Genomic DNA, 22655 nt, shown 5'->3' with positions numbered 1-22655 from the left:
GTCAGCGCGCCGCCTCGGAACGCAGGAGGTGGCCGTAGGCGATGACGTTGTCGACGTAGTGGCCGCTGCCCCGGTCGAACCGTCCACCGCAGGTGATCAGGCGGATCGCCGCGTAGCCGGGGTCGCTGTAGACGCGCCGGGTGGGGAAGTCGTCCTTGCCGACGCGTTCGACGGAGTCGATCCGGAACACGGCGGTGCGGCCGTCTTCACGGAGCACCCGGGCGGTGTCGCCGGGGCGCAGGTCGCCGAGCCGGTAGAAGACGGCGGGGCCGGTGGCCGTGTCGACATGGCCGATGAGCACCGCGGCGCCGCGGCTCCCGGGCGCGGGGCCGAGCCGGTACCAGCCGGCCACTTGGGCGCGGCTCAGCGGTGGGGTCTCGACGGTCTGGTCGGCGTTCTTGGCGAGGGTCATCAGCGGTGTGCGGACGTCGATCCGCGGCACTTCGAGGCGGACCGGCGCCGAGCGGGGCAGTGCGGGGGTCGTGGTGGGGACGGCCGTGCCGGGCGCGGTGGACGCGTCGGGCGCCGGCATGGGCGGCGCGGCCGTCGCCGTGTGGCCCTGGAACGCCTGCACGGCGAGGAAGGTGGCCGTGACCAGGCCCGTCAGCCCGATGGCGAGGGCCGTCAGCGCACGCGCGCGCCGACCATGACGTTCCACAGACCCCGCTCCTCGCCCCTTGGACCCCGATGTCGTCACCGCGCGCGGCGGCGACGGGTGGAACCGTAATGCCTCGCGGTGAACATTTGGGATGTTGGACGGGTAAAGCCGCAGATGAGAGGCATGGGACGGTGGAGGCGGCTGGTTCTCCCGGAGCGCCGTGACCGGCCCATCGCGTATGGACCATCAGGGCCGTGCGGTCGTCGTGATCACGGCGGTGAGCTGGGCAAACGTCAGCATGTCTGAGATGTCTGCTTTGTTTGGCGGGGCGGCTCCGGCGCGGCTGCCGGACGGCGCGGATACACGAATCGATGACCGGAAGTGGCCTTCTTTGCGACCGAAAAACGATCTCCCCAGGTGGTTGACCTGCATGAATGGTCCGCAATGGTGTCCGAAACGTGGGGCGTCCGGTGGACCATGTCAGCCGGCGGCGCGCGCGCCCGTCCGATACCGGAGAGCGGTGGGGCGGCGGGCCGGGGTTGCGGGTTTGGTCTACCGGTCCCCGGCCGGCCGCTTCACCGGGTAGACCTGCATTCGTGCAGGTGAGTTATGTGAGTGAGGCGACGCCGGGGCGGCCGAACGAGGATTTCGTGGCGGCCGGGCCCGGCTGGGTGGTGCTGCTGGACGGGGCGACGGCGCCGCAGGGGGTGGACAGCGGGTGCCGGCACGATCCGGCGTGGCTGGTGCGCCGGCTGGGCGGCGGGATCGCGGCGCTGCTGGCGCTGGAGGACGGCAAGCCGCTGCCCGACCTGGTCGCGGAGGCGATCAAGGTGACGGGGGAGGCGCACACGGGGACGTGCGACCTGCAGAACCCGGACAGCCCGTCGGCGACGGTGTCGCTGCTGCGCCGCCGCGGCGCGGCCGTGGAGTGGTTCGTCCTCGCCGACTCCCCGATCGTGGTGGACGTCGGCGAGATCATGGTCTTCCGGGACGACCGGGTCGACCATCTGCCGAGCTACACCCTCGAAGGCGTGCGCAGGTCGCGCAACAGCCCCGGCGGGTTCTGGGTGGCGAGCACCAAGCCGGAGGCCGCGTACGAGGGGCTGACCGGCGACGTGCCGGTGGACGGCCTGCGGCGGGCGGCGGTGCTGAGCGACGGCGCGTCCCGGCTGGTCGAGCGGTTCGGCCTGATGGGGTGGGACGAGCTGCTCCGGCTGCTGGACGAGGAGGGCCCGAGGGAGCTCGTCCGGCGCACCAGGGCCGCGGAGGCGGCGGGCACGAAGCCCAGGGGCAAGCGGTACGACGACGCCACCGCCGTCCTGGTGCGCTTCTAGCGGTCAGCGCGTCGCCGGCTTGATGTTCGGCCACCAGGCGCCGAGGTCCTCCGGCAGGTGCATCCCGTCGACGCGGAGCGTGGCCGGCATCAGCGGGAAGCGCCGCCCGGCGGGGAACGTCCGGTTGTAGGACGGCGGGTCGATCACGACGACGCGGGTGCCGTTGACGGCGGGGATGTCGGCGGGCACGCCCTCGTTCCAGATCCATTCGCCGTGCGCGTCGACGAGGTTCCACGGGCTGGACACGATCGGCGGTCCGGGCGGGGCGTCGGCGTTCAGGAAGCACGCGAGGATCTCCGGCGCGGGCCGCTCGCCGGTCAGCCCGCCGGGACGGCCGATGAGGGCCCCGCCGAGCAGCATGTGCAGCTGGAAGTTGTCGCCGATGCCGCCGATCGTGACCGTCCAGCCCTGGCGGCTCGCCCGGTCGAGGACGAGGAGGCGCTCGCCGTCCAGGACGCGCAGCAGCGCCTGGTAGTGCTCCATCTGCCCGAGGTACCGGGACGCCTCCCCGGCGGCGCGGAGGTGGAGGTCGCGGTCGCCGAGGGACGCCCGCAGGCCCGGTGCCATCTGCAGGAGGGTGCAGCCCGCCATCGCGTACTGCGGCAGCGCGAACCACGCCATCATCGTGACGACCGCGCCGTCCCCGAGGACGGGGCCGACCGTGTCGACCGCCCGCTGGGACGGCTGCTCCTCCTGCATGTCGGGCGGCGGTTCGCCGCCGGTGGCCTCCGTCCAGGCGTTGCCGAACGCCAGCGCGGCGGCGGTGACCTCGGTGATCCGCTGGACGAGCGCGGGTCCGACGGGCGCGGGGTCGGCGCCGTTCTCGATCCAGGCGCCGGAGATCACGGCGAGCCAGCCGCCGAGGTTCGGCGGGGCCTGCGCGATGCCCTCGGCGAGGCGGGGCAGCGCGGCGGTCATCTCGGCGGGGGACGCGGTCCGGGACGCGTCCATGAGGGAGGGCAGGAGGTCGCCGAAGGAGCGGTCCTCGGCGATGGCCGCCCGGACGGCCTCCTCGACGGCGTGCTGTAGCGGCATGGTTGATCACCTTCGCACAGCGGGCGGGGCGCACGGGAATCGGCCGGAACCGCCCCCATCTTGGAATCTGATTCTAGAATGAGGCCATGGAGCCACAGGATTTCGACGACGTGCTCAAGGCCGTCCGCAGCTTCGTCCGCGAGCAGGTCATCCCGCGCGAGGACGAGATCGAGGAGACCGACGCGATCCCGGCGGCACTGCGCCGCACGTCCCAGGACATGGGCCTGTTCGGGTACGCGCTGCCCGAGCAGTACGGCGGCCTCGGCCTGTCGCTGAGCGAGGAGGTCCGGCTCGTCTTCGAGATCGGCTACGCCAGCCCGGCGTTCCGCTCCATGTTCGGCACCAGCAACGGCATCGCCGGGCAGGTCCTGGTCAACTCCGGGACCGAGGCGCAGAAGGACGCGTGGCTCCCCAAGCTCGCGTCCGGCGAGGTCGTCGGCGCGTTCGCGCTCACCGAGGCCGAGGCCGGCTCCGACCCCAGCACGCTCGCCACGACCGCCGCCCCCGACGGCGACGGCGGCTACGTCATCAACGGCGCGAAGCGGTTCATCACCAACGCCCCCGAGGCCGACGTCTTCATGGTCTTCGCCAGGACGGGCGGCGCCGGCTCGCGCGGCATCTCCACGTTCCTCGTCGAGAAGGGCGCGGACGGCCTGAGCGTCGGCCCGTCCGACGAGAAGATGGGCCAGCGCGGCGCCCACACGGCCGAGGTCTTCTTCGACAACGTGCGCGTCCCCGCCGAAGCCATGGTCGGGACGGAGGGAACGGGCTTCCGCACCGCGATGGCGTCCCTCGCCCATGGGCGGCTCAGCATCGCCGCCGTCTGCGTCGGACTCGCCCAGAGAATCCTGGACGAGACCGTCGCCTACGCAAAGGAACGCAGCCAGGGCGGTAAGACGATCGGCGAATACCAGCTCGTCCAAGGGCTCATCGCCGATTCCCAGACCGAGCTGTACGCCGGACGCTCCATGGTGCTGGAGGCCGCCCGCGCCTACGACGCCGGTGAGGACACCAAGCTCGGGCCGTCCTGCGCCAAGTACTTCTGCTCGGAGATGGTCGGACGTGTCGCCGACCGCGCCGTGCAGGTCTACGGCGGCATGGGCTACATGCGCGGCGTGGCCGTCGAGCGCTTCTACCGCGACGTCCGGCTGTTCCGGATCTACGAGGGGACGAGCCAGATCCAGCAGCTCGTCATCGCCCGCGGCCTGCTGCGCTGACGCGGCCCGCCGCGCCGACGGCGCCCGCCCCGCTGACCAGCGCGGACGCCGGCCGGGCAATCCGGTTCGCACCACGCGCTCAGTCCGTGTATGGTTTCACTGCGCGAACGACGCAAGCCCCTTTAGCTCAGTCGGCAGAGCGTCTCCATGGTAAGGAGAAGGTCTACGGTTCGATTCCGTAAAGGGGCTCACGGCATCCCGGCCGCCATCCGATCTCATCGGACGGCGGCCTTCGTCGTCTCCACCGGCGAGGCGGGGTTCCGCCGCGAAGCAGCGCCGCGAAGCAGCAGGCCGCCGCCCCGGAGGCGGAACGCGCTGATTCGCTCCTTACCAGGCGCTGTGGTACCGTCCCACCGGTTCCAGCAGGACGTTTCGCAGCCCACCGGAGCACCCGGTATTCTGGGAGGCGGTCCAGCGGAACCCGCGAAACCGAAGCCCCGATCTCGGTCCGGGTTTTCGCGTTTCCAGGGTTCGGTGAGCATCCGGTATCCTTGCAATCCGGTCCACACCGACCATCACGGCGGGGTAGCTCAGTCAGGCAGAGCAAGCGGCTCATAATCGCTGTGTCGCCGGTTCAAGTCCGGCCCTCGCTACTACCCATGTCTCTCACCTCCTCCGGGAGGTGAGCAGGCTGGGTCGAATCGCCGGCCGCCCGCCCGGGCGGCCGAGGTCCGTAGATCCATGTCCCTTACCCAGAAAGGCACTCCATCGTGGCTGCCACCGACGTCCGGCCGAAGATCACGCTGGCCTGCCAGGAGTGCAAGCACCGCAACTACATCACGCGGAAGAACCGGCGCAACGACCCGGACCGCCTTGAGCTGAAGAAGTACTGCCCCAACTGCCGCTGCCACCGCCCGCACCGGGAGACCCGGTAGCCGAGCGCCGCACGGCCGGCTGAAAACGGCGCCTTCTTCGCGCGCTTGCCCTGACATCGTTCAGCCCGTCCCCGCCAGTGAGACCCGGCGGGGGCGGGCTGAACGTCATTCTGTTACCGTCCGACGCGAAGACGGAACAGGCGGGCGCCCGGGCAGCGCGGCCCGTTCGACCTGGAGGGACGGATTGCATGGCACTCAACCGCGATTTCATCGGGCGGAGCTTCCCGCCCAGCGAGCCGTACGAGGTCAGCCGGGTGAAGATCCGCGAGTTCGCGGACGCGATCGGCGACCGTAACCCGGTCTACCGCGACCAGGAGGCGGCCAAGGCGGCCGGGTACCCCGACGTCATCGCGCCGCCCACGTTCCCGATCGTGGTCTCCCTCGGCAACCCCGGCCTCGCCGACCCCGACCTCGGGCTCAACTACGCGATGGTCGTGCACGGCGAGCAGCGCTTCGAGTACACCCGCCCGCTGCACGCCGGCGACGTCGTGACCTGCACGTCCACGATCACCGAGATCAAGTCGATCGGGAACAACGAGAAGATGGTCGTCGAAACCGACGTCAAGACGACCGAGGGCGAGCTGATCTGCAAGACCTACAACACGATCGTGGAGCGGGGGGCCTGATGACCGCCAAGGTGAACTACGCCGACGTCGAGGTCGGCACCGAGATCCCCGCGCAGAGCTACGCGGTCGACCGCGCCAACCTCGTCATGTACGCGGGCGCGTCCGGGGACTTCAACCCGATCCACTGGCGCGAGTCCGTCGCGAAGGCCGTCGGCCTCCCGGACGTGATCGCGCACGGCATGTACACGATGGCGCAGGGCGGCCGGTTCGTCACCGACTGGGCCGGCGATCCGGGTGCGGTCGTCGACTACGGGGTACGGTTCTCCTCTCCGGTGGTCGTCCCCGACGAGGGCGGCGCGACCCTGGAGATCAGCGGCAAGGTGGAGGAGAAGCTCGACGACAACAAGGTCGTCGTGGCGCTCACCGCCAGGTCGAACGACCAGAAGGTCCTCACGCGCGCGCGGGCGGTCGTCAAGCTCGCCTGACGGACGGTGACGCATCGGCCGGGGCGTCCCGGCCGATGCCGTCGCGGGGGCCGCGGCACGCACGGCTAGGGGGAGGACGACGTGGCGGTGTTCGCCGAAGACGTGAACCTGGCGGGATACACCACGCTGCGGCTGGGCGGCCCCGCCCGGCGCTTCGTCGAGGCGACGACCGAGGACGAGCTGGTCGCCGCGGTCCGCAAGGCCGACGACGAGGGCGAACCGCTCCTCGTGCTCGGCGGCGGCAGCAACCTGGTCGTGTCCGACGACGGCTTCGCCGGCACCGTCGTGCACGTCGGCACCCGCGGCACCGAGCGCGCGTCCGCCGAGGGCGACACCGTCCTCGTCCGCGTCCAGGCCGGCGAGGACTGGGACCCGTTCGTCGCCCGCTGCGTCTCCGACGGCCTCGCCGGGGTCGAATGCCTGTCCGGCATCCCCGGGCGCGTCGGCGCCACCCCCATCCAGAACGTCGGCGCCTACGGGCAGGACGTCAGCGAGACCATCGTCGCGGTGCGCGCCTACGACCGGGAGGCCCGCGCCGTCGTCACCCTCGACCGCGACGCCTGCCGCTTCACCTACCGGCACAGCGTCTTCAAAGGCAACGACCGGTACGTCGTGCTGGACGTGACGTACGCGCTGCACGAGGCCGAGGAGTCCCAGCCGGTCGCCTACGCCGAACTGGCGCGCAAGCTGGGCGTCCAGCCGGGGGACAGGGTCACCCTCAAGGAGGCCCGGCACGCCGTCCTCGAACTGCGGCAGGGCAAGGGCATGGTCCTGGACCCGGCCGATCCCGACACCCGCAGCGCCGGATCGTTCTTCACCAACCCGATCCTCGACCCCGGCCAGCTCGCCGAGCTGGAGCGCCGCGTCGCCGAGCGGCTCGGCCCGGACGCGGTGTTCCCCCGCTTCCCGGAGGCCGGCGACCGGGTCAAGACGTCCGCCGCCTGGCTCATCGACCGCGCCGGTTTCGGCAAGGGCCACGCCCGCGGCCCGGCCCGGATCTCCACCAAGCACACCCTCGCGCTCACCAACCCGGGCGACGCCCGCACCGCCGACCTGCTCGCGCTGGCCCGCGAGGTCCGCGACGGCGTCCGCGACGCGTTCGGCGTCGAACTCGTCAACGAGCCCGTCCTCGTCGGCGTCGCCCTCTGACCCGCCGGCCCGGCTGAAACGGGCCGGGAGCGGGAACCATGAGGGCAGGGCCCTCGACCACCGCGGGGCGCGGCCGCGGAAGGGCCCGGACGGGAGTACCGCCGTGGCCCTACCCGCCCCCCTGCCCCCGCCCCGGCGGGCGCTCGGCACCCGGCCGCAGCTGAGCGACGAGGCCGCCGCGCGCATCCGCGAGCTGATCATGGACGGCCGGCTCCGCCCCGGCGACCACCTGCGGCTGGAGCGCCTCGCCGTGGAGTTCGGCATCAGCGTCACCCCCGTCAGGGAGGCGCTGAAGTCGCTGCGCAGCGAAGGGTTCGTCGTGCTGGAGCCGCGGCGCGGGTTCGTCGTCGCGCCGCTGTCGAAGCGGGACGTCCAGGACCTGTTCTGGGTGCAGGCGGGCATCGCCGCCGAACTCGCCGCGCGCGCCACCCCGCGGATCGGCGCCGCCGCCCTCCGCGAGCTCGCCGACCTCCACCGCGCGCTGGAACGCGCCCAGGCCGCCCGCCGCCCCGACCTGGTCGAGGAGTACGACCACCTCTTCCACCGGGAGATCAACCTGGCCGCCGACTCCCCGAAGCTCGCCTGGTCGCTCGGGACGGTGGCCCGGTACGCCCCGCGCGGCATGTACGGCCGGCTCCCCGGCTGGCCCGCCCTCGCCGTCCGCGACCACGCCCGGATCCTCACCGCGCTCCGCACCGGGGACGCGCCGGACGCCGCCGCCGAGATGCGCGCCCACATCGTCCGCGCGGGAGCCCTGCTGACCGCCCACCTGGAACACCGGGGCATGTGGACCCCCACCGACTGACCCGGCGGGCGGGACGGCACTACGTTGGACGGTATGAGCCCGAGGATGAGCGCCGCGGAGCGTCGCGAGCTCGCGGTGCGGGCCGCGATCGCCGAGTTCGCCGAAGGCGGCTACGACGGCACCTCCACCTGGACGATCGCCCGGCGGATCGGCGTCTCGCAGCCCTACATGTTCCGGCTCTTCCCGTCCAAGCACGCGCTGTTCCTCGCCGCCGCCGAGCGCTGCTTCGACGACCTGGAGCGCGTCCTGCGGGACGCCGCCGCCGGGCTGCGCGGCGACGCGGCGCTCGACGCGACGGCGCGCGCCTGCGCGCGGCTGCCGCGGGACGCGCCCGCGCTTCCCCGGCTGCTGCTCAAGATCTACGCGGTCGCCGTCCGAGACGCCGACACCGCCCGGCTCGGGCGCGTCCGCTGGGCGCGGCTGTGGCGGCTCGTCGGCGACCTCACCGGCGCGCCGCCCGAGGAGATCGCCCGGGTCCTGTCGGCGGGGCTGCTCGTGCACGTCCTCAGCGCCCTCGGCGTCCCGTACGGCGACGACGTGCCCGGCTCGACCGCGGCCTGGGCGGACGGCCTGCGCGGCGTCGAGACCTTCGCCGACTCCGGCGGCTAGGCGGGGTCAGCCCGCCAGCCAGGCGTCGACCCCCGCCAGCAGGCGGCGGCGCAGGGCGTCCGGTGCCGCCGACGCCCTGATCGACTGCCGGGCCAGCTCCGCCAGCTCCTCGTCGGTGAACCCGTGCTCGGTGCGGACCAGCTCGTACTGGCGCGCCAGCCGCGACCCGAACAGCAGCGGGTCGTCGGCGCCCAGCGCGATCGACGCGCCCGCCTCGAACAGCCGCCGTACCGGGACGTCGCCCGCCGTCGCCGCCACGCCGAGCCCCACGTTCGACGCCGGGCACACCTCCAGCGTGACGCCGCGGTCCACGATCGACGCCAGGAGGCGCGGGTCCTCCACGGCGCGGACGCCGTGGCCGATCCGGTCGGCGTCCAGCGTGTCCAGGCACTCGCGGACGCTCGCCGGGCCGAGCAGCTCACCGCCGTGCGGGTCCGACAGGAGCCCGCCGCGCTTGGCGATCCGGAACGCGCCCTCGAAGTCGTAGGCCCGGCCGCGCCGCTCGTCGTTGGACAGCCCGAACCCCACCACGCCCTCGCCCGCGTACCGGACGGCCAGCCGCGCCAGCGTCTTGGCGTCCAGCGGGTGCCGGGTCCGGTTCGCGGCGATCACCACGCCGATGCCGACGCCGGACGCCGCCGACGCCTCCCGCGCCGCGTCCAGCACCAGCTCCACGGTCGGGGTCAGCCCGCCGAACCGCGCCGCGTAGCCGCTCGGGTCGACCTGGATCTCCAGCCAGCCGGACCCCTCGGCCGCCTCGTCCTCCGCGGTCTCGCGCAGCAGCCGGCGCAGGTCGTCGGGGGTCTGCAGCACCGAGCGCGCGATGTCGTACAGGCGCTGGAACCGGAACCAGCCGCGCTCGTCGGTCGCGTGCAGCTTGGGCGGCCAGTCCTCGACGAGCGCGTCCGGCAGGTGGACGCCGTGCAGGTTGGCGAGCTCCACCAGCGTGGAATGCCGCATCGACCCGGTGAAGTGCAGATGCAGGTGCGCCTTCGGGAGCAGGCCCACGTCCGGACGGGCGGTGCCCCGCGGGACCGGACGGAGTGAAACGGTACTGGCCTCCATGAGCCAATGTTGCCGGATCATCGGCCCGGCCGAACCCCGGACCCGCAGGATCATCACACCGGACTACCTCGCATGACACCGCGCGGCCATCGCGTCCCATGGGCATCCCGAAAAAACTTTGGAATCGCGTGCAACCCCCTCCGGGCACCGTGCGTATACGAGGGGCGCCAGAGAGATACGGGCGACCCGCCCCCGCTAGCACCCCCCGCTGGAAAGACCCGGGCAGAAAGGGACACACACCATGATCACCCTGAAGGCCGCCTTGATCGCCGCGTCCGCCGTCGGAACCGTCGCCGTCGGCGGCGGCGCGACCTGGGCGATGACCGGTTCCCACCACGAGGCGGGCCTCCAGTCGCACGACGCCAAGGCCCCCACCTCCGTCGAGCGCACGGTGCGGGACGCGCCGAAGACCCTGCCGACCTGCGTCCCGGCGAAGCTGCCCAAGGCGGGCGCCCCCGCGGCCGGGATCCCCGAGACCGACGCGAAGAAGCAGCTGGAGCAGCAGCGCAAGCAGGTCGAGCAGCAGCTGAAGCAGAACGGCGCGAACCTGCCCGACACCGGCGTCCCCGCCCCCGGCCTGCCGAAGGGCGAGCTGCCGAAGGGTGAACTGCCGAAGACCGACCTGCCCGGGGCGAAGGTCCCCGGCGTCGAGGTCCCGGCGGACGCCAAGGGCAAGCTCCCCGCCAACCTCCCGACCTGCGTGCCGTCCACCAAGGACGCCCCCGCCAACGCCCGGTCGGCTCCGCCGGCCGCGCGCGTCCCCGCCAAGCCCGGCCTGCCCGCCGTGCCGAAGCTCGACTGCAGCACGCTGAAGCCCGCCGTGAAGGTCGGCAGCGCCGCCGAGAAGGCCGCCATGCTGACGAAGGGCCTGCGTTACGCTTCCACCGTTCCGGGCTCGGCCGAGCTCCGCGAGCAGAGCGTCTGCGCGGTCACGCAGAAGTGGGTCGGCAAGGCCGGCCAGTGGGTCACCGTCGAGACCCTGAAGACGCCCGCCGGCATGTCCCAGGCCGAGCTGCGGAAGGCGCTGAAGCTGCCCGAGGGCGGCTCCCCGGTCGCCGTCGCCGGCCTCGCCGCCTGGCAGAGCCCGAAGGGCGGCGGCGTGCTGCTGTTCGACCCGAACGGCTACTCGATGTACCTCGACGGCAGCCCCGTCCTCGCCGGCGGGCTGCCGGACATGGCCACCGCCCTGCGGCAGGCCCGATAGCGCGGACCCGGGAACCGGGCCCGCCGACACCAAGAGACGGGGGCGGGCGGCCCAGGCGCGGGGCCGTCCGCCCACGGCACATCGCAACACCGGAACCGCACTAGCCGGGACGGAGCACAGTGGGGCGTCGAGACGACGAGTCGTTCGTGGAGTTCGTGGCGGCACGCGGCGATGCCCTGCTGCGCACCGCGGCACTGATGTGCGGGGCGCGGCAGGACGCCGAGGACATCCTGCAGACCGCGCTGGAGAAGGCCTACCGCCACTGGGGGCGGCTGGAACCGGGCAGCGATCCGGAGCCCTACGTCCGCCGGATCCTGGTCAACCTCGTGATCAGCCGGTCCCGGCGGTGGAAGGTGCTCCGGGAGATCCACATGGCGCGGCTTCCGGAGACCCCGGCGGCCTCACCGAACCACGCCGTCGAGCTGAGGGGGACGCTCATGGAGGAGCTGCGCAGGCTCGGCCCGCGCCAGCGGGCCGTGCTCGTCCTGCGCTTCTGGGAGGACCTCTCGGAGGCGGAGACGGCACAGGCTCTCGGCTGTTCGGTCGGAACGGTCAAGAGCCAGGCGTCCCGGGGGCTCGCCAGGCTCCGGGAGCGCCTCGACTCGAACCTGGCGCCATTGGGGAGCTGAGCGATGGACCTGGAGAGTGAACTGCGGAAGGCCATGGCCGAGCAGGTGGCCGGGGCGACCGCGTCACCGTCGCTCGTCGCCGACGTCAAGCGGCGGCACCGGCGCCGCAGGGCCCGCGTGCACGCCGCCGCGGGCGTCGCCGCCGCATCGGTCGCGGCGCTCGCCCTCGTGCCCACCTATCAGTCGTTCCGGGCCACACCGGCCGGGAGCACGGAGACGGCCCGCCCCACCGGGACCGCCTCCGCGTCCCGGCCGCCGGAACGGCCCCCCGCTTCGGGCCTCCCCGCGTCCCCGCCGTCCAAGGGGAGGCCCGAGGCGGGCGCTTCGCCGAAACCGGAGGCGCACCCGTCGTCCGGCGGCGGCGACACGGCACCGCACAAGCCCGGTGCCGGCGGCGTGGTGGACAGGCTGCCGGACTGGATCACCTACATCCCGGACGGGCTGGCCGCCGACGGCCCCTGCGCCGTCGCCGGCGACGCCGGGCGCAAGACCACGACGTGCGCGTGGCGCGGCGACGCCGGCTCGGTGGAGATCGCGCTCGTGACGGGCAGCGGGCTCACCGGTCCGCGCGACCTCATGCGGACGCCGGGCCTCCCCGGGCACACGTCCGTGCGGGGCATGCCGGCGCTGGTCGGCGACGGACCCGACGCGACGCGGCAGATCTCCTGGATGGTGCGGCCCGGCGTCGGCGTCACCGTCACCGCCAAGGGCACGACCAAGGACCGGCTCATGCGCATCGCCGAAGGCGTCCGGCCGTAGGAATCACCGACCCTTGCCCTGGCAGGGCGTCCGCCGGCGTTGAGGGGCCGCTGCGGAGCCGCCCGCCGGGCGATCCCGGACGGGGCCGGGCACGCCCCGTCCGCACAGAACCGGCCCCGGGCGAAGTGCACGCCCGGGGCCGGTTCTCTTTCCCGCTCTGCGGTGCGGTCAGCCTCTGCGGTGCGGTCAGCTCGCCTCGGAGAGCAGCTTCGCGACCCGCGAGACGCCTTCGGTGAGGTCGTCGTCGCCCAGCGCGTAGGAGAGGCGGAAGTAGCCGGGCGTGCCGAAAGCCTCGCCCGGCACCAGCGCGACCTCGGCCTCCTCCAGGATCAGCGACGCCAGCTCCACCGACGTCTCCGGGCGCTTGCCGCGCAACTGCTTGCCGAGCAGCGCCTTGACCGACGGGTAGGCGTAGAACGCGCCCTCCGGCTCCGGGCAGACCACGCCCGGGATCTCGTTCAGCATCCGCACGATCGTCTGGCGGCGCCGGTCGAACGCCTTGCGCATCTCCGCCACCGCCGACAGGTCACCGGTCACGGCGGCGAGCGCGGCGGCCTGGGACACGTTCGCCACGTTGGACGTCGCGTGCGACTGGAGGTTCTGCGCGGCCTTCACCACGTCCGCCGGGCCGATCAGCCAGCCCACGCGCCAGCCCGTCATCGCGTACGTCTTCGCCACGCCGTTCAGGACGAGCGTCCGGTCGGCGAGCTCGGGCACCACGACCGGCATCGAGTGGAACTCGGCGCCCCCGTACACGAGGTGCTCGTAGATCTCGTCGGTGACGACCCACAGGCCGTGCTCGTCCGCCCAGCGGCCGATGGCCTCGATCTCGTCGCGCGAGTACACGGCGCCGGTCGGGTTGGACGGCGACACGAACAGCAGCACCTTCGTGCGGTCGGTGCGGGCCGCCTCCAGCTGCTCGACGGTCACCTTGTAGCCGGTGGTCTCGTCGGCGACGACGTCCACGGGCACGCCGCCCGCCAGCTTGATCGACTCGGGGTAGGTCGTCCAGTACGGGGTGGGGACGATGACCTCGTCGCCCGGGTCGAGCAGCGCCGCGAACGCCTCGTACACCGCCTGCTTGCCGCCGTTGGTCACCAGGACCTGGTTGGCCTCCACCTTGTAGCCGGAGTCGCGCTCGGTCTTCTCGGCGATGGCGGCGCGCAGCTCGGGCAGCCCGCCCGCCGGCGTGTACTTGTGGAAGCGCGGCACCCGGCAGGCGGTCACCGCCGCCTCGACGATGTAGTCCGGGGTGGGGAAGTCGGGCTCGCCCGCGCCGAACCCGATGACCGGGCGGCCCGCCGCCTTCAGCGCCTTGGCCTTGGCGTCGACGGCCAGCGTGGCGGATTCGGATATCGCGGCGATGCGCTTGGAGATGCGAGGACGGTCAGTGCTCATGTCCCTATCGTTACAGACGCGGCCTCGTGACCCGGGACATATATCCGGGCCGGTCGGACGGGCTTCGCCGCGGCGCCCGCCACCGCCCCGCCGCGGCGCCGCGAAGGATCTGCGGGTATCGGTTCGACGCGGGGCGCTCCGGCACGTAGACTCACCCTCCAAGTGACACGTCACCGGTATACGAGCCTGTCCGCACGCGGGCATCACGATGAGGCCGTAAGCTGGGACGCGGCACCACCCCGGCCGTGCGGCCGGGTGTTCTCCTTAGCCGGAGAATGAAGGGCAGTGGCTCAATTGGTAGAGCTCCGGTCTCCAAAACCGGCGGTTGGGGGTTCGAGTCCCTCCTGCCCTGCGAGGTGCGGTGCGCGCACCCGTGCCGGCCGCGCCACGGCGGCGCCGTGGCGGAACGCGGCACGGGACCGCGCGGCAACCACGTCGGTGGTTGGATCACGACCTATGAGGTGAACGGCGGCAAATGGCGACTGAGACGCGCGACGAGCGCGACGAGCCCGAGGCCAAGGACGAGGGCAAGAACAAGGGCAAGAAGAAGTCCGCTTCCCGGCGGACCGGGCCCGCGCTGTTCGTCCGTCAGGTCATCGCCGAGCTGCGCAAGGTCATCTGGCCGACGCGGCGCGAGCTGGTCACCTACACGACCGCCGCGCTGGTCTTCGTGCTGATCATGGTCGCGATCGTCTCGGCCTTCGACTACGGCCTGCAGAAGGGCGTCTACGCCGTCTTCGGCTGACGCCGCGCGGCCGCCGCGCGCGATTCCGGCGAGTCCGCCGTACCCTGGTAAGACCATCACCGGTAACACCATCACCGCAGTCCGAGAGAAAGAGTCACCGTGTCCGAGTCCTCACAGCCCTACGACGAGGCCGTTGAAGAGGCCCAGTCCGCTGCGGCTGCTGCGGCCGACCTGGCGGCTGAGCCCGCCGACGAGACGGCCGAGGCGGTCGTCTCCGCCGGCGACGGCGAGCCCGCGGACACGAAGCTCGAGGGCGAGGGTCCCGCGCAGGACGCCGCCGAGGGCGCCGCGGAGCTGGCCGAGGCCGTCGAGGGCGAGGACGAGACCGACGGCGACGACGAGGAGGGCCCGGCCGAGCCGCCGGCCGACCCGTACGCCGACTTCAAGATGCAGCTCCGGCTCCAGCCGGGCGACTGGTACGTCGTGCACTCCTACGCGGGCTACGAGAACCGGGTCAAGACCAACATCGAGACCCGGACGCAGACCCTCAACATGGAGGACTACATCTTCCAGATCGAGGTCCCGCAGCACGAGGTGACCGAGATCAAGCAGGGCAAGCGGCAGAAGGTCAACGAGAAGGTCCTGCCGGGCTACATCCTCGTCCGGATGGAGCTGACCGACGAGTCCTGGGCCGCCGTCCGCAACACCCCGGGCGTCACCGGCTTCGTCGGCCTGCTGAACAAGCCGTCCCCGCTGAGCCTCGACGAGGTCGCCAACCTGCTGGCCCCCGAGCCGGAGGAGGGCGCCACCAGGGTCGCCAAGGAGCAGGCGAAGACCGCGGCCACCGTCGACTACGAGGTCGGCGAGTCCGTCACCGTCATGGACGGCCCGTTCGCCACCCTCCCCGCGACGGTCAACGAGATCAACGCCGAGCAGCAGAAGCTCAAGGTCCTGGTCTCCATCTTCGGCCGCGAGACCCCGGTCGAGCTCTCGTTCAACCAGGTCTCCAAGATCTGACCGAGCCTTTCAGGCCACCTTCGGGCCGTTTCCGCTCTCGCGGGGACGGCCCGAACACGTGCCGGCCCCCGCCGCACCACGCCGCCGGACGGCCCGAGCGGACCGACTCACCCCGCCGAGGCCGTATCCTGTACGGGTTGTCCTCGGTAACGCGAGGACGGGTTGGATCTCGGCTCTCACTTTGGGAGCGAGACACCACGGCCCCGCACATGCGGGGATGACCCTAAGATCGCTGCGCTCGTCAAGGTGCAGCTTCACTGCTCCCCGTGCACGCGGGGATGTGGGGTCGGCCAAAGGTCCCAACACAGCGGTTACGTTCCGACCGCCGTGTTGCCCGGGCATCCGGGAGTCGGGACCAGAGCAGAACGGAACGCTGAGGGAGAGGCATGCCTCCGAAGAAAAAGGTCGCCGCGCTCGTCAAGGTCCAGCTGCAGGCCGGGCAGGCGACTCCGGCGCCGCCGGTCGGTACCGCGCTCGGTCCGCACGGCGTCAACATCATGGACTTCTGCAAGCAGTACAACGCCGCCACGGAGTCCCAGCGCGGCAACGTCATCCCCGTAGAGATCACCATCTACGAGGACCGGTCGTTCAGCTTCGTCACGAAGACCCCGCCGGCCGCGCAGCTCATCCTGAAGGCCGCGGGCGTGGAGAAGGGCAGCGGCGAGCCGCACAAGAACAAGGTCGGCTCGGTGACCCGCGACCAGATCCGCGAGATCGCCACGACCAAGATGCCCGACCTGAACGCCAAGGACCTGGACGCCGCCGAGAAGATCGTCGCCGGCACCGCCCGGTCCATGGGCATCGACGTCAAGTAACACCGTCTGTGGAAGGGCCGGCGCTGGCCCGCACCACGAGTTCCACTGGAGGAACGCACATGAAGCGCAGCAAGGGCTACCGCGCCGCAGCGGAGAAGATCGACCGGGAGCGGCTGTACACCCCGGCCGAGGCCGTGAAGCTGGCCAAGGAGACCGCGGTCACCAAGTTCGACGCGACCGTCGAGGTCGCGCTGCGGCTGGGCGTCGACCCGCGCAAGGCCGACCAGATGGTGCGCGGCACCGTCAACCTGCCGCACGGCACCGGTAAGACCGCCCGCGTGCTGGTCTTCGCCGTCGGCGCGAAGGCGCAGGAGGCGGAGGCCGCCGGCGCCGACCTGGTCGGGTCGGACGACCTGATCGAGCGGATCCAGGGCGGCTTCCTGGACTTCGACGCGGTCGTCGCCACGCCGGACCAGATGGGCAAGGTCGGTCGCCTCGGCCGCGTGCTCGGCCCGCGCGGCCTGATGCCGAACCCGAAGACCGGCACCGTCACGATGGACGTCGCGAAGGCCGTCACCGACATCAAGGGCGGCAAGATCGAGTTCCGTGTCGACCGGCACGCGAACCTGCACTTCATCATCGGCAAGGCGTCCTTCGACGAGCGCCAGCTGGTGGAGAACTACGCGGCCGCGGTCGACGAGATCCAGCGTCTCAAGCCGTCCGCCGCGAAGGGCCGGTACGTGAAGAAGGCGTCGCTGACGACGTCGATGGGCCCGAGCATCCCGGTGGACCCGAACGCGGTCCGCAATCTGACCGCGGAGCTCGAGACCGCCTGATCGCGCCACGCGTCACGCATCACCGGAAGGGCGTCCCCGCTGCGGCGGGGGCGCCCTTCCGCCGTTCCGGCCACCGGTATCGCGGCGGCCCGCCCGGCCGCGTGCTCGGTAGATTCGCCGGGATGCCCAGCACAGTGATGGACGGTTCGCCGCGCAGCCTCTACGACGTGCTCGCCGCGGCGGCGACGCGGACCCCCGACGCCCCGGCGCTGTCGGTGGACGGCACCACGTGGACGTTCGGGGAACTGCGCGCGCGCGTGGACGCCCTGAGCGCATACCTCTCCGCACGCTGCTCGCTGGGGGCGCGCGTGGCGCTGCTGGCGCACAACCGGCTCGAATACATCGCCGCCTACTACGGCGTTCCGCGCGACGGCCGAGTCCTGGTGCCGCTCAACCAGCGGTTGCATCCCCGCGAATGGGCGGACCAGATCGCCCGGAGCGGCGCCGAGCTCGTCCTCGGCGAGGGGGATCTGCTCGACCGGCTGGCCGCCGAGGGCGATCTGCCCGCAGGCCATCCGCCGCTGATCGGCATCGATGACCTGCCCTGGGACGGCCCCGCGCACGCCGCCGCCACGTCCGAGGCCGACGACGTCGCGTGGTTGATGTTCACCAGCGGCACCACGGGCCGCCCGAAGGGCGTGCGCCTCACGCACCGGAGCCTGCTCGCGGGGATCGAGGTCACGGCGTCGGGCCGTCCCGTACGCGCGGACGACGTGTTCTGCACGCCGTTCCCGCTGTGCCATGTCGCCGGATACCAGGTCGTTCTGCACCACCTGTTCGGGCGGCATGCCGTCGTCCTGCGCCGCTTCACCCCGGCCGCGCTCGTGGACGCAACGCGCCGGCACGGCGTCACGAACCTCTCCCTGGCCCCGACGATGCTGGAGGACCTCCTCGCCCACGCGGCGGACGACCCGGACGCGCTGGCGCTGCTGCGCGGCAGCATCCGGGTCGTCGCGTACGGGTCGGCGCCGATGCCGGTGCCGCTGCTGCGCCGCGCCGGCGACGTGCTCGGGTGCGACTTCAACCAGGGCTACGGGATGACCGAGCTGTCCGGGAACGCGACGTTCCTCTCCCCGGACGACCACCGCGCCGCGCTCACGACACGGCCGGAGCTGGCGGAGTCGGCGGGACGTCCCGCCGGGGGCGTCGAGATCGCGGTGCTGGCCGAGGACGGGACGCCGGTCCCGCCCGGCGCGCTCGGCGAGGTCGCCGTCCGGGGCCCGCAGGTCACGCCCGGCTACTGGGACGACCCCGGCGCGACGGCGGAGGCGTTCGCCGGCGGCTGGTTCCGCACGGGCGACGCGGGCCGGGTCGACGCCGACGGCTACCTCTACCTGGTCGACCGCCTCAAGGACGTGATCATCACGGGCGGCGAGAACGTGTCGTCGCGGGAGGTCGAGGACGTGCTGCGCACGGTCCCCGGCGTCGCGCAGGTCGCCGTGATCGGGCTCCCCGACCCCCGCTGGGGCCAGACGGTCTGCGCGGTCATCGTCCCGGACGGCGTCCGGCCGAGCGAGGAGGACCTGGTCGCGGCCTGCCGGGCCCGCCTGGCCGGGTTCAAGACGCCGCGCCGCATCGAGTACGCCGCCGCGCTGCCGCGCACCACCACCGGCAAGATCCGCAAGTCGGCCCTCCGCGCCCGCCTCACCGGACCCGGACCCGTCTAGCCGGCCGGGCAGGGGACGCCCCGTGGCATCCTGTGGCTCTCCGTGACCCCATTACCACCGAGCACGACGGATACATAGATCGCAGTCCGGATTCGGACAATTCGATTCCCGATCCCTTTGTTACCGGCGAGGAACCTGGTGTTGAATTGGGCTCGTGAAGCGTCGCACCGACCGGGCCATCGCCATCTCCGCCGTCGTGGCCGTCGCCGTCGTGCCCACGGCCGTCCTCATGGTCGTCAAGGTCGGCGGGGACTCGGCGAAGGACGCCGGTTCGATGCCCCCGGCGGCCGTCATGGCCCAGCAGGGCCAGACCAACCCGAACGGCGCGGCGTCCGGCACCGTGTCCCCGGGCGCGACCGCGCCGGGCACGAGTCCGGGCAGGCCGGCCGGTCCGGGCGCGCCCGCCGCCGGGAACGGCGCCGTCCCGCACGGCCTGCCCACGGCACCGCCTCAGCCGGGCCCCAGCCTGCACGCCTTCACCCGCAAGACGGAGATGAAGGTGAAGATCGGGGAGGGCGGTGACTACAAGCACGCCGTCGAGACGGCCTCGTTCACCCTGTGGCCGAAGTTCGCGATGAGCGCCACCGGCGTCACCAAGACGGTGCTGGACGGCGAGGCCAGCGAGATCACGCAAAAGGTGGTCGTGAGCGGGAACGTGCTCAAGGGCTTCGACGGCGCGAAGTGGACGCAGTCCACGCTCAGCGCGGCGCAGCTGGGCCAGCTGCAGAACGGCTCCGACCCCCGGCAGTTCACCTACATGATCGGGACGCTGCCCGGGACGACCGCGAGCGAGCCGGACGCGTCCGGGCGCACCCACTTCGCCGCGCAGGCGCTGATGAGCAGCGTGTACGCGCTGCTGCCGCAGGACGCCGCGACCCAGATCCGGCCCGTGATCCCCGACTCGACCGGCTGCGGGATCGACCTGTGGGTCGACAGCAGCGCCCGGCCGACGACGATCAAGCTGTCCTCGCAGGCGCCCGCCGCCGTGCTCGACGGCACGATGTCCTTCGGCTCCTACCGCTGACCCTCCCGTCCTCCGGCGCCCCGGTGCGGGCGCGCGGGCTACGCCGTTGGTCGTACCGCGGGGTGACCCGTTCGTACCACCGGGGGATGCCCGCGGTGCCGGCGTCCCGCGACACTGGGGATACCAGGAGGACGACTTAGGAGGCCAAAACCTCATGAACCGACGACTCGTGGTGGCCGCCGGCGGTACCGCCGTGGGTGCCGCGCTGGTCCTGTCCGGATGCAACGGGGACGGGTCGGCGAACACGGACAACATGAAGCTCAGCGCCGGGCAGGCGCTGCTCAAGACGTCTGAGAAGACGGCGAAGGCCGACGCGTTCAAGGCCGACCTCACCGTGACCGGCACCGGCGACGAGTCCGGCAGGATCCACGCCGACGGGCAGTTCCAGCTGCGCCCCTCGCTGCAGTTCAGCGCCAAGCTGGACGAGGTCAGCCGCAACGGGCAGACGATGCCGGGCGCCAAGGGCCAGGCGGTCTTCAAGGACGACGTGCTGTACGCGAAGGTCCCGCAGCTCGCCCGGTTCGTCAGCGGCGGCAAGCCGTGGCTGCGGGTCGACGTGAACCAGGTGTCGCAGCACACGGGCTTCGACGTGCGGAACCTGGTCGACCAGGTGCAGAAGGTCGACCCGGCCGAGCAGACGAAGATGTTCACCGGCTCCAAGGACGCCCGCAGGGTCGGCACCGAGACCATCGACGGCGTGAAGACGACGCACTACGCCGGCACGGTCACCGTCGACGACGCGCTCAACCGCCTCGACGCCCAGGCGCGCGAGAAGGTCGGCAAGTGGCTGCCGAAGGACCGCGCCAACGGCAAGATCAACTTCGATCTGTGGACGGACGGCGACAACCTGCCGCGCAAGATCGTCTCGAAGGCGGACGGCGAGGGCGGCGACACCGCCTCGGTCACTGTCCTATACAGCGACTACGGTAAGACCTTCACGGTGAACCCGCCGCCGTCCGACCAGGTGGGTCAGCTCACGCTCGGCTCCCTCCTCGGCGGGAACTGAGCGCGACCGCACCGAGCCGGCCGAGGCGGCGGATGAACCGCGGGGGCCGCTCCAGCGTCTGACCCAGTGTTCGGCCCGTGCGCCCGGGCGACCAGACGCAGAAGGAGAACCCCCCCATGATCCGTCGTTTCGCCGCCGGCACGGCGCTGGCCACCGGCCTCGCCCTCTCGCTGACCGGCTGTCTGGGCGACGCCGGCAACAAGGTGGACGAGGCCGGCAAGAACATCAAGCTGACGGCCGCGCAGGTGCTCGGCAAGGCCGCGGAGAAGACCGGCGACGTCAACTCGTTCAAGGCCGTCCTGTCGATGCAGATGTCCGGCACGCCCCAGGGCGACGTGACGATGAACGGCGACATGCAGTACCGGACGAAGCCCAATATCGCCTACAGCATGAACTTCAGCGACATGACCGTCGCGGGCAAGGCGACGGGCGGCATGGAGCAGCGCCTCGTGGGCGGCAACATGTACATGAAGATGCCGATGCTGTCGCAGCTGCCCGGCGGCGGGGGCGGCAAGCCCTGGCTCAAGTTCTCGCTGGACGAGCTGAGCAAGCAGTCCGGCATGAACCTCGACCAGATGCTGCAGCAGTCCCGCCAGATGGACCCGGTGCAGAACACCAAGATGCTGACCGCGTCCAAGGACGCGCGCGAGGTCGGCGAGGAGACGATCGACGGCGTCAAGACGACGCACTACACCGGCACCTACCGCATGGAGGACGCGATCGCGAAGCTGCCTCCGGAGCAGCAGGAGGCCTACCGCAAGACGCTCGCCCAGGTGGGCATGCAGAGCATGCACTTCGACCTCTGGGTGGACGGGCAGCAGCTGCCGCGCCAGATGACGATGAAGTCCGACCAGGGCGCCCAGGGCGACCTCACCGTGACGACGAAGTACCGCGACTTCGGCAAGCCCGTGCAGATCGACGAGCCGCCGGCGAGCCAGGTCACCGACTTCAGCGAGCTGATGGGCAAGCTCGGCACCGGAATGCCGCGCACCTGACCCCGCGGCACCGGCCGCACGACCGAGGGACCGCGACCCCGCACGGGCCGCGGTCCCTCCGCGTCCGCCCCCTCAAGCCAATCGATTTGGCCTGACGCGGCGGGCGACGTATTCTGTCGGATGCCGAAGACCGCCGGTCGTCACCTCATGTCCGTGGGGTGACCGAAGGACCCGACTCTGTTCGGGCGGCCTGCGTAGGTGAGACGAGAGCTTCCGCATGGCCTCCGTGCCGTGCCTGGACGCCCCGTGCGCCTGCGCCGGGGCGTTTTTTGGTGGATCGGCGCCCCCTCCCGCGAGGGCGGACGGGCGCGGATCGGACCACCCAGGTAATCGGAAGGAGGGCTATGGCCAAGGCCCACAAGGACGCGGCGATCGCCGAGCTCAAGAGCGAGTTCGAGAGCTCCAGCGGCGCCGTGCTGACCGAGTACCGCGGGCTTAGCGTCGCGCAGGTCAAGGAGCTGCGCGACAACCTCGGCGAGAACGCGCGGTTCCGCGTGGTGAAGAACACGCTGACCAAGCGCGCCGCGAACGAGGCCGGTGTCGACGAGCAGTTCCGTGCGCTGCTCGAAGGCCCGTCGGCCATCGCGTTCGTGCGCGGCGACGTGGTCGAGGCCGCCAAGGGCCTGCGCGACTTCGCCAAGGCGAACCCGATGCTGGTGATCAAGGGCGGCTTCATCGACGGTCAGTCGATGGACGCGGCCGAGGTCACCAAGCTGGCGGACCTCGAGTCCCGCGAGGTTCTCCTCGCCAAGCTGGCCGGTGCGATGAAGGGCTCGATGGCGAACGCCGCCGCGCTGTTCAACGCGCTGCCCACGCAGGCGGCCCAGCTCGCCGAGGCGCTGCGCGCCAAGCGCGAGGCCGCCGGCGAGACCGCCGAGGCCGGTGCCGCCGAGGCGCCCGCCGAGGCCGCAGCCGAGGCACCCGCCGCCGAGTAGGCGCACC

Annotated in this window: 24 protein-coding genes and 3 tRNA genes; 23 read left to right on the top strand and 4 right to left on the bottom strand. The window is 72.0% G+C overall.

Annotated elements, in window-relative coordinates; translation table 11 throughout:
- Position 1 precedes the first annotated feature (1 nt).
- Positions 2–658, bottom strand: coding sequence for a class F sortase (locus tag ACGFI1_RS21850; protein ID WP_392787352.1), 657 nt, complete (start codon positions 656–658; stop codon positions 2–4).
- A 542-nt stretch (positions 659–1200) separates the two neighbouring features.
- On the opposite strand from ACGFI1_RS21850, the gene ACGFI1_RS21845 reads away from it, so the two are divergent.
- Positions 1201–1932 (top strand): hypothetical protein, encoded by a 732-nt coding sequence (locus tag ACGFI1_RS21845; protein WP_392787350.1) that lies wholly within the window; start codon positions 1201–1203, stop codon positions 1930–1932.
- Positions 1933–1935: 3 nt separating this feature from the next.
- On the opposite strand, the gene ACGFI1_RS21840 is transcribed toward ACGFI1_RS21845, so the two are convergent.
- On the bottom strand, positions 1936–2967 hold the full coding sequence (locus tag ACGFI1_RS21840) for a hypothetical protein (protein WP_386874549.1): 1032 nt from the start codon (positions 2965–2967) through the stop codon (positions 1936–1938).
- 86 nt (positions 2968–3053) lie between these two features.
- Here ACGFI1_RS21840 and ACGFI1_RS21835 point away from each other — a divergent pair, with 86 nt between their 5' ends.
- The 9 genes from ACGFI1_RS21835 to ACGFI1_RS21795 all read left to right on the top strand — a co-directional run bounded on the left by ACGFI1_RS21835 (position 3054) and on the right by ACGFI1_RS21795 (position 8673).
- Positions 3054–4184, top strand: coding sequence for an acyl-CoA dehydrogenase family protein (locus tag ACGFI1_RS21835; protein ID WP_392787348.1), 1131 nt, complete (start codon positions 3054–3056; stop codon positions 4182–4184).
- A 116-nt stretch (positions 4185–4300) separates the two neighbouring features.
- Positions 4301–4373: transfer RNA gene (locus ACGFI1_RS21830), tRNA-Thr, on the top strand.
- Between the two features lie 330 nt (positions 4374–4703).
- Positions 4704–4777, top strand: a tRNA-Met gene (locus ACGFI1_RS21825).
- Between the two features lie 117 nt (positions 4778–4894).
- Positions 4895–5059 (top strand): 50S ribosomal protein L33, encoded by a 165-nt coding sequence (gene rpmG, locus ACGFI1_RS21820; protein WP_089324515.1) that lies wholly within the window; start codon positions 4895–4897, stop codon positions 5057–5059.
- A gap of 188 nt (positions 5060–5247) precedes the next feature.
- Positions 5248–5685, top strand: a complete 438-nt coding sequence (locus ACGFI1_RS21815; protein ID WP_138640885.1) for a MaoC family dehydratase N-terminal domain-containing protein — start codon at positions 5248–5250, stop codon at positions 5683–5685.
- Entirely contained in the window at positions 5685–6110 is a 426-nt protein-coding gene (locus tag ACGFI1_RS21810) for a MaoC family dehydratase (RefSeq protein WP_089324513.1), read from the top strand. Before ACGFI1_RS21815 ends, ACGFI1_RS21810 begins: the two co-directional genes overlap by 1 nt.
- Positions 6111–6191: 81 nt before the next feature.
- Positions 6192–7259 carry a UDP-N-acetylmuramate dehydrogenase gene (locus ACGFI1_RS21805; protein ID WP_386874547.1) on the top strand — a complete coding sequence of 356 codons (1068 nt, stop codon included), beginning with the start codon at positions 6192–6194 and terminating at the stop codon, positions 7257–7259.
- 103 nt (positions 7260–7362) lie between these two features.
- The gene (locus ACGFI1_RS21800) at positions 7363–8064 is read left to right on the top strand and encodes a GntR family transcriptional regulator (RefSeq protein WP_392787345.1); all 702 of its coding nucleotides are present in this window, start codon (positions 7363–7365) and stop codon (positions 8062–8064) included.
- Positions 8065–8097: 33 nt separating this feature from the next.
- Entirely contained in the window at positions 8098–8673 is a 576-nt protein-coding gene (locus ACGFI1_RS21795) for a TetR/AcrR family transcriptional regulator (RefSeq protein ID WP_205719253.1), read from the top strand.
- A gap of 6 nt (positions 8674–8679) precedes the next feature.
- Here the strand turns inward: ACGFI1_RS21795 and ACGFI1_RS21790 are convergent, their stop codons facing one another.
- Positions 8680–9738, bottom strand: a complete 1059-nt coding sequence (locus ACGFI1_RS21790; protein ID WP_138636775.1) for an adenosine deaminase — start codon at positions 9736–9738, stop codon at positions 8680–8682.
- Positions 9739–9979: 241 nt separating this feature from the next.
- Between ACGFI1_RS21790 and ACGFI1_RS21785 the strand changes: the two genes are divergently transcribed.
- The 3 genes from ACGFI1_RS21785 (at position 9980) to ACGFI1_RS21775 (ending at position 12330) form a co-directional block, all read left to right on the top strand.
- On the top strand, positions 9980–10942 hold the full coding sequence (locus tag ACGFI1_RS21785) for a hypothetical protein (RefSeq protein ID WP_392787342.1): 963 nt from the start codon (positions 9980–9982) through the stop codon (positions 10940–10942).
- A gap of 119 nt (positions 10943–11061) precedes the next feature.
- Entirely contained in the window at positions 11062–11571 is a 510-nt protein-coding gene (locus ACGFI1_RS21780; RefSeq protein WP_138636777.1) for a SigE family RNA polymerase sigma factor, read from the top strand.
- 3 nt (positions 11572–11574) lie between these two features.
- Positions 11575–12330 carry a hypothetical protein gene (locus tag ACGFI1_RS21775; protein WP_387072170.1) on the top strand — a complete coding sequence of 252 codons (756 nt, stop codon included), beginning with the start codon at positions 11575–11577 and terminating at the stop codon, positions 12328–12330.
- A 186-nt stretch (positions 12331–12516) separates the two neighbouring features.
- On the opposite strand, the gene ACGFI1_RS21770 is transcribed toward ACGFI1_RS21775, so the two are convergent.
- A complete protein-coding gene (locus ACGFI1_RS21770; RefSeq protein ID WP_138636779.1) occupies positions 12517–13728 on the bottom strand; it encodes a pyridoxal phosphate-dependent aminotransferase in 1212 nt (403 codons plus the stop codon).
- A gap of 279 nt (positions 13729–14007) precedes the next feature.
- Between ACGFI1_RS21770 and ACGFI1_RS21765 the strand changes: the two genes are divergently transcribed.
- The 10 genes from ACGFI1_RS21765 to rplJ all read left to right on the top strand — a co-directional run bounded on the left by ACGFI1_RS21765 (position 14008) and on the right by rplJ (position 22648).
- A tRNA-Trp gene (locus tag ACGFI1_RS21765) sits at positions 14008–14080 on the top strand.
- 123 nt (positions 14081–14203) lie between these two features.
- Entirely contained in the window at positions 14204–14473 is a 270-nt protein-coding gene (gene secE, locus ACGFI1_RS21760; RefSeq protein ID WP_138636780.1) for a preprotein translocase subunit SecE, read from the top strand.
- A gap of 99 nt (positions 14474–14572) precedes the next feature.
- On the top strand, positions 14573–15430 hold the full coding sequence (gene nusG / locus ACGFI1_RS21755; protein ID WP_171069023.1) for a transcription termination/antitermination protein NusG: 858 nt from the start codon (positions 14573–14575) through the stop codon (positions 15428–15430).
- 386 nt (positions 15431–15816) lie between these two features.
- On the top strand, positions 15817–16245 hold the full coding sequence (rplK, locus tag ACGFI1_RS21750) for a 50S ribosomal protein L11 (RefSeq protein WP_089324503.1): 429 nt from the start codon (positions 15817–15819) through the stop codon (positions 16243–16245).
- 59 nt (positions 16246–16304) lie between these two features.
- The gene (rplA, locus tag ACGFI1_RS21745) at positions 16305–17021 is read left to right on the top strand and encodes a 50S ribosomal protein L1 (protein WP_138636781.1); all 717 of its coding nucleotides are present in this window, start codon (positions 16305–16307) and stop codon (positions 17019–17021) included.
- A 122-nt stretch (positions 17022–17143) separates the two neighbouring features.
- Entirely contained in the window at positions 17144–18688 is a 1545-nt protein-coding gene (locus tag ACGFI1_RS21740; RefSeq protein ID WP_392787339.1) for a class I adenylate-forming enzyme family protein, read from the top strand.
- Positions 18689–18842: 154 nt separating this feature from the next.
- Complete coding sequence (locus ACGFI1_RS21735; protein ID WP_392787337.1) at positions 18843–19712, top strand: hypothetical protein; 870 nt, start codon at positions 18843–18845, stop codon at positions 19710–19712.
- Between the two features lie 154 nt (positions 19713–19866).
- The gene (locus tag ACGFI1_RS21730; RefSeq protein WP_387072179.1) at positions 19867–20718 is read left to right on the top strand and encodes a hypothetical protein; all 852 of its coding nucleotides are present in this window, start codon (positions 19867–19869) and stop codon (positions 20716–20718) included.
- A gap of 116 nt (positions 20719–20834) precedes the next feature.
- Positions 20835–21713: a DUF6612 family protein gene (locus ACGFI1_RS21725; protein WP_138636784.1), complete on the top strand. Its 879-nt coding sequence runs from the start codon at positions 20835–20837 to the stop codon at positions 21711–21713.
- Positions 21714–22057: 344 nt separating this feature from the next.
- Positions 22058–22648 carry a 50S ribosomal protein L10 gene (gene rplJ / locus ACGFI1_RS21720; RefSeq protein ID WP_138636785.1) on the top strand — a complete coding sequence of 197 codons (591 nt, stop codon included), beginning with the start codon at positions 22058–22060 and terminating at the stop codon, positions 22646–22648.
- The last annotated feature ends 7 nt before the right edge of the window (positions 22649–22655 follow it).

It is taken from the genome of Actinomadura geliboluensis (assembly GCF_043197915.1).
In the GTDB taxonomy this organism is placed as follows: Bacteria; Actinomycetota; Actinomycetes; order Streptosporangiales; family Streptosporangiaceae; genus Spirillospora; species Spirillospora geliboluensis.
The sequence above is the reverse complement of the archived record's forward strand: the minus strand, read 5'-3'. Positions and strand labels throughout refer to the sequence as shown.